This is a genomic window from Streptomyces bohaiensis (assembly GCF_012033785.1).
Taxonomy (GTDB): domain Bacteria; phylum Actinomycetota; class Actinomycetes; order Streptomycetales; family Streptomycetaceae; genus Streptomyces; species Streptomyces bohaiensis.
This window is the reverse complement of record NZ_JAAVJC010000276.1, coordinates 1-6,229: the sequence shown is the minus strand read 5'-3', so window position 1 is coordinate 6,229 and position 6,229 is coordinate 1. Positions and strand designations below refer to the sequence as shown.

The following is a 6,229-nucleotide window of genomic DNA, read 5'->3' as shown; positions in this document are numbered from 1 at the left end:
GGAAGGCCCCGCACCATGCCCGCCGTGCCCACTCCCGGCCCCGCCGCCGACCCGACTCCCCCGCCGACCCCCCCGCACGCCGACGCTGCCCCGGTGCCCGACAGCAGCGCCGGAACCGGCGCGTGGTGCACCACCGCCAGCCCCGAGACGGCCCGGGTCAGCGCCACGTACAGCCGGCGCAACCCCGTCCGCTCGTCCGGCTCTGCCGCGACGATCCCCGCCGGCTCCGCCACCACCACGTAGTCGTACTCCAGGCCCTTCGCCAGCGACGCCGCGACCAGGGTCAACCGGCGGCCCGCGCTGGTCTCCTCACCCGGCGACAGGTACGGCAGCCCCGCCGCCTCCAGCGCCTCCGACAGCTCGGGCAGCGCCGCGTCCGCGGCGATCAGCCCCACCGACCCCTCGTGGGTGAGCGCGTCCCGACAGGCGGCCACCGCCCGCCGCGGCAGCTCCTCCGGCGCGGACGCCGCCAGGATCTCCAGCGATCCTGCCGACTCCCGGACCGAGGTCGCCTCCGACAGCTCCGGCGCGATCGCCGGCAGCAATCGGGAGGCGTACGCGATGACCTGCCGCGGTACGCGGAACCCTTCCGTCAGCTCGCTCACCGCCGCCTCCGGCTTCCCCAGATGCGTCAGCGCCTCCTCCCAGCCGCCCGTCGCCCAGGGCGTGGTGCCCTGCGCCAGGTCGCCCAGCACGGTGGCCGACCCCGTGGAGCACCGGCGTCCCACCGCCCGGTACTGCATCGGGGAGAGATCCTGCGCCTCGTCCAGCACCACGTGGCCCAGCGACGGCGTCCGCTCGACCAGGTCGCGCGCCTCGTCGACCAGCACGGCGTCCGCCGCCGACCACTTCGCGGACCGCACGCCGCGCGCCGGCTTCTCCCACAGCAGCAGCCGCTGCTCCTCCTCCGACAGCACCCCCGACGCCTGCTCCGCCAGGAACGCCGCGTCCGACAGCAGCCGCAGCACCACCTTCGCGGGATCGACCACCGGCCACACCGCCTTCACCAGCGCCTTCACCGGAGCGCTCCGTGCCACCGCCGCCTGCACCCGGTCGTCCGGCGCCTCCCCGGAACGTTCCATCCGCACCAGCACCGCGTGCGCGATCCGCTGCGGCAGCGCCTCACCGGCCGCGCCGTACCGGATCTCCCGGTCCAGCAGCTCGCGCACCAGTTCCTCGATCTCGTGCGCCGGGACCCGCCACGTCCGCGAGCCGCGCACCAGCACCAGCGGCTCGGTCGGCATGCTCACCCCCGCGCGCACCGCGCGCCGCAGCACCTCCGCCATCCGGGCGTCGCCCTTCAGCAGCGCCACCGCCGGCGTGTCCACCGCCCGCACCTCGACGTGCGCCACCAGGTCCGCGACGGTCGACTGCCGCACCTCCAGCTCGCCCAGCGCCGGCAGCACCTGCTCGATGTACCGCAGGAACGACGCGTTCGGGCCGACCACCAGCGTCCCGCTGCGCGCCAACCGCTCCCGGTGCGCGTACAGCAGGAACGCCACCCGGTGCAGCCCCACCGCGGTCTTGCCGGTGCCCGGCGCACCCTGCACGCACAGCGTCGTCCCCAGCGGCGACCGGACGATGGCGTCCTGCTCCGGCTGGATCGTCGCCACGATGTCCCGCATGGGGCCGACGCGCGGCCGCTCGATCTCCCGCTGGAGCAGCGCGGAACCGGCCGCCGTGCCGGCGCCGCGCGCCCGCTCCTCGTCGGTGAGGTGGGTCAGGTGCTCGTCCTCGTAGGCGGTGAGGCTCCCGCCGTCGTACCCGAAGCGGCGCCGCAGCTCCACACCCTGGGGATCGGACGGCGAGGCCCGGTAGAAGGGCTGCGAGACGGGGGCCCGCCAGTCGATGACCATCGGGTCGCCCTCGGCGTCGTGGACGTGGCGGCGGCCGATGTAGAACCGGGTGCCGCTCTCACTCTCCGCGTCGAGCGGGTGCCGGTAGTCCAGCCGGCCGAAGAACAACGGGGTGTCGACGAGGTCTGCCAGCGACTTGATGCGCTGCTCGATCTCCCCGCGCAGCACCTCGGCGTTGACCCAGTTCGCGGTCACGTCGCGGATGTCCAGCGACTCGGCGTCGTGCCGCATGGCGCGCAACGCCGTCCGGGAGGCCGCGAGGTGGGCGCGCTCGGTGCGCAGCGGGTCCGCGGCGTCGACGTGCCGCCCATGGGCCGGGGCAGCGTCGGCGTGCGGGGGGGTCGGCGGGGGAGTCGGGTCGGCGGCGGGGCCGGGAGTGGGCACGGCGGGCATGGTGCGGGGCCTTCCGGGAGGTCACGCGGCAGCGCCGCCGGCCCGGATCGGGGCGGCGGTCGGCACAGCGTCGACAGCGAGTGGGTGCCGACCGGTTGCCGTGCGGTCGGCGCCTCCCCGGCACGGCGGGCACGGAGGGCAGCAGAGCACGGGAGCCTAGGGCGGACACCGTGCGCCGTGCAACCGGATTGCGGCGGCGGGGCGCGGGCCGGGCGCGGCGGGGTGCGGTGTCCGGCGGCGGGCCCGGCCCGGGGCGCGGGCGTTGGTAGGCCGCGGGTGCCGGGGGCCGTCCCCGCGCCCTGCGGGCAGGGCGCCCGTCGGGCCGCCGCCGGGTCAGCCTGCGATCGGCCCGCTGAGCATGCGGCACTCCGCCACTGCAGCGCCGAGCTTCTCCCACCAGTGGTGATGACGCCGGTACACCTCGGCGTCCCGCCCCGCGAGCATCGCGGCCAGCCGCTCCGCCTCCGCCGACAGCTCGCGCCACGTCGCCGGCGGCAGCGACCGGAAGGCGTACCCCTCGACGCCTCCGCCGGTCGCCCGCCACACACCGGCCACCCGGCCGTCGACCAGCAGCGTCGGCAGCAGGTCCCCGTTGGCCCGCGTCACCGCGGTGCGGTACTCGGGGGGCAGCAGCCGCGACCGGTCGGCGTGGGCCAGCAGCACGTTGTCCCACATCCCGAGCAGCCGCGCTGGGGCGGGCGCGTCCCCGGGCGGTCGCGGCGCGCCCGGCACGTCGTACAGCGCCGGCCGGTGCTCGCCGCCCGACTCCACCACCTCCTCGCCCAGCGCCGCCAGCGCCTCCCGAACCCGGCCGCGCGGGATCAGCGAGAACTGCGCGATGTCGGCGACAGAGGCCGGTCCGTACCCGGCGAGGTAGCGGTGGACCAGCCGCGGCAACGCGGCGCCGGCCGCGTTCTCGTCCAGCGCCGGAGGCGCTGCCGCAGCGCGGTACACCGGGCGCGGCCCGAACGACCAGGCGGCATCGACGGCCGGCTCGTGGACCAGCGTCGCGACCGCCCGCAGCGTCCGCCACAGCGCCGCCCGGGCGGCCGTCGGCGCGTTCCCGGCCAACCAGCCGTCCACCTCGGCCGTGGTCCGCGGTACCGAGGCGAACGCCAGCAGGCCGGGCACGAGTGCCTCCGCCTCGGCCGGAGCCATGCCCGTCTCCCGGAACCGGCGGTCGTAGCGCGCGCCGCGCAGCACCGGCTGCACAGCGGACCGCAGGAACGGATAGTCCTCGGCGCGCGCCGCGTGCAGGGTCATCCGCAGCAGCGTCGCCTTGACGACGGAGCCGTCGCGGAACGCCGCGTCCAGCGCGGCGGGGTCGAACCCGGAGACGCGGTTCCACAGGGCGAGGTACGGCGAGGCCGGGTGCTGCGCCTGCAGGGCGAGCAGCCGCCCCACGGCGTCGGTGACGGGGAGTGGCTCCCGGGCCAACAGCAGCTGACGGGCGAGGGTGGCGCGGTTCAGTTCGGCGGGTGTCGCGGTCACCCGGGCATCATCACACCCGCCGGGCGACACCCGCCCGGCCCAGCTCTCTCCCACGGGGCCCCGCGCCGCGGTGGGCGGTCCCAGCTGCCGTGCGCCCGGCAGGGCCTCCGGCGCACGGCCCGTGCCCCGGTGTTCCGCACCGCCGACACGGTCCCGCCGCGAGCCTCGGTCGGAGGTCCTTGCGGGGTCGGCCCCCGACGAGTGGGCCGGACGCGTCGGGGACGGGTCGGGGGCGACCGGTACCTGGGTCCGACCTGAGCGGTACCAGAGGTGGGACCTTGGACCGATGCGCCCGAGGTACTCGCGGGCGGACAGTGGAGCCATGGCTACCACGACGTTCACCCCAGGTCCCCGCTCCTCCGCCCACGGCGCCACCGCCCTCAGCTCGCTCACCGCGCAGGCCGCCGGTCTGGTCGGCCAGGACGCGGAGGCAGCCGGGTCGCAAGCACGCCGCGGCCGCTTCGGCGGGGTGCTCCACACCGCTCGCGTCCTCGCCGGTGTCGTCACCGATGTCGTCCTCCTCGGCCGCACCGATCCGGGCGACGGTCCCGACGCCACGTCCACCACCCGCGTCCCCGCCGCCCGCGGCCCGGCCGCGGGCTGACACGGCCGGGGCAGAGGCGGGCTCGGGCCAGCACGCTCCCGGGGCGGTCCCGGGAGCGGTGGGCCACCGACCCACCTGCTTGTGCCCTGTCAGGGGCACGCGCTGTGGGAGCGGGAGCGGGAACGCGGCGCGGAGAGCGTTCGCGTGGCTCTCCGACCCGAACAGCGCGCCCGCCGCTCACCTCGCTTCCGGGGATCGGCCGAGCCGCCGTTCACGGGCGTCTGCCGTCGCCGAAGCCGCGGCGGAGCGCGAAGCCCAGGGTGACGGCGGCGATCAGGCCGCCGGCCCCGACGAGGCCGAGGGCCAGTTGCTCCCGGCCCTCGAGGCGGAACGCCTGCACCAGCGCGAGCGCACCGGCCAGGGCAGCGACAGCGACGAAGAGGCGAAGCCAGGTCAGCGGTGCCACGGCGACTCCTGTCGTGGAGGGGTGTCCCAGCAGATACCCACGCCTCTGCACGCGTAGCCGAACCCCGTCGGGTTCCGGCCGCCGGCGGGCACACCTTGTCAGTGCTGAACCAGCCCGACCTGCTCCGGGGCGACGGTGTCCACGGTGGCAGGACGGGCCGAGCGGTACTTACCCAGGAGCGCCCGGCTGTGATGCGGTGCAGTGCTCCTCAGCGTGGGCCGCGGCGGGTTGAATGAGCTCGCTCACCACCTCGACAGCCTCGTCCTCGTCCTTCGGATACATGCTGACCACCGACACGTAGTACGGGTCGAGCTCGCCGTCGAACGGGCACTGGGCCACGGCCCCCGCAGCTCCCGGCCATGCCCGAGCCTCGAAATCGCCCTCTACCGCGACGCTCTCCCGCCCCGGATCGCCACGCATCGCGTACGACTGCCACGGTGGCGTTTCGATGTCGCCGTGAACATCGAAATGGCCGGAGACAAGCAGGACGGGGACTCGGTCGACCAGGTACTGGCACGTAAATGATCCGTACCGCTCGGAGTCTTGCTCGGATTGCTGTCGCTCCTCGATTCTCTCGCCAGGAGGGAAAAGCTTGTCGAGCTCTACACCCGGCATTTCGATGCCGCACAAGCTCTCGGGTACGTCGTAGCTTCGCGACTGCTCGACCTCGCCGTCGTCTCCTCTGGAACAAGCGGTCGAACTCATCAACAGGGCGATGCATGCGACGCTGAATATCCGGACCCTCTCAGTCAATTGCTGGATCCCTTCACTCGTCCCGCCAGGTACTGATCGTTGGCTGCTGCCCGGGCAGTGTCCTTGAGGGCTTCGGCGTCGACGTGATCGGGGATTTCATCACCATAGATGCGTGCCAGTGCTCTGTCCACGCTAGTCGCGGCAACCGCCTCCTGCTGTACCCCGGAGTCGTACCTCACTTCGGCGCGCTTGTTGTCCGCGTTGATTTTTCTTTCCTCCTCGAGGTCCTTGTAGAGTGCTGCGTTGATTTCGTCGAAGATCTTGGCGGTGGCGGTTCCTGCGAAAGGAATATCCTTGGTGGCGGTGTCGGAGATGGTGTTGAGGCCTCGCTCGCTCCATTTCTTCCAGGTTTTGAGGCCCTCTTCGTCTATCATTTCATTATGCGCAGACGTGGCCCGGGATTCCGCCATGATGCCGGCAGTAATAGAACCTGGTGTAACCGCTCTCGCCAAGGCGGAATTCGTTTCCTGTTCGTATCGCTCGTTGCTGAGAACCTGTTCGACGGCGAGTCCGGTCTGGGCGCTGGAGGCGCCTTCGATGGCGGCGAAGGCGTCCTTGTCGAGGGCGAGTTGGTAGAGCAGTCGTTCGGTGTTGGGGAGGTCGGCGCGGGGGAGGTCGGGGCGGTTGGGGATGTCGCTGTAGTCGCCGAGGGTGGTGTGGATGACGGCGATGTGTTCGGCGGTGATGGTGCCGATGCGTGAGGCGCGGTAGGCGTGGTCGGCCTTG

6 protein-coding genes are annotated in these 6,229 nt (G+C 73.6%); 1 reads left to right on the top strand and 5 read right to left on the bottom strand.

Features of this window, described 5'->3' with window-relative positions:
- Nucleotides 1–2,249: HelD family protein (locus HCN52_RS20730; RefSeq protein WP_168089973.1), on the bottom strand; the 2,249-nt coding region annotated here is incomplete at its 3' end.
- Between the two features lie 333 nt (nucleotides 2,250–2,582).
- On the bottom strand, nucleotides 2,583–3,740 hold the full coding sequence (locus HCN52_RS20725) for a winged helix DNA-binding domain-containing protein (RefSeq protein ID WP_168089972.1): 1,158 nt from the start codon (nucleotides 3,738–3,740) through the stop codon (nucleotides 2,583–2,585).
- Nucleotides 3,741–4,062: 322 nt separating this feature from the next.
- On the opposite strand from HCN52_RS20725, the gene HCN52_RS20720 reads away from it, so the two are divergent.
- The gene (locus tag HCN52_RS20720) at nucleotides 4,063–4,344 is read left to right on the top strand and encodes a hypothetical protein (protein WP_168089971.1); all 282 of its coding nucleotides are present in this window, start codon (nucleotides 4,063–4,065) and stop codon (nucleotides 4,342–4,344) included.
- Nucleotides 4,345–4,555: 211 nt separating this feature from the next.
- On the opposite strand, the gene HCN52_RS20715 is transcribed toward HCN52_RS20720, so the two are convergent.
- From HCN52_RS20715 to HCN52_RS20705, 3 genes are all read right to left on the bottom strand, one after another.
- The gene (locus HCN52_RS20715) at nucleotides 4,556–4,750 is read right to left on the bottom strand and encodes a hypothetical protein (RefSeq protein ID WP_168089970.1); all 195 of its coding nucleotides are present in this window, start codon (nucleotides 4,748–4,750) and stop codon (nucleotides 4,556–4,558) included.
- A gap of 168 nt (nucleotides 4,751–4,918) precedes the next feature.
- Nucleotides 4,919–5,503 (bottom strand): hypothetical protein, encoded by a 585-nt coding sequence (locus HCN52_RS20710; RefSeq protein WP_168089969.1) that lies wholly within the window; start codon nucleotides 5,501–5,503, stop codon nucleotides 4,919–4,921.
- Nucleotides 5,500–6,229: hypothetical protein (locus tag HCN52_RS20705; RefSeq protein ID WP_168089968.1), on the bottom strand; the 730-nt coding region annotated here is incomplete at its 5' end. The genes HCN52_RS20705 and HCN52_RS20710, both read right to left, overlap by 4 nt.

Excerpts from the sequence above, each read along its gene's own strand:
- HCN52_RS20720 (WP_168089971.1), top strand. The coding sequence starts at position 4,063 with ATGGCTACCACGACGTTCACCCCAGGTCCCCGCTCCTCCGCCCACGGC.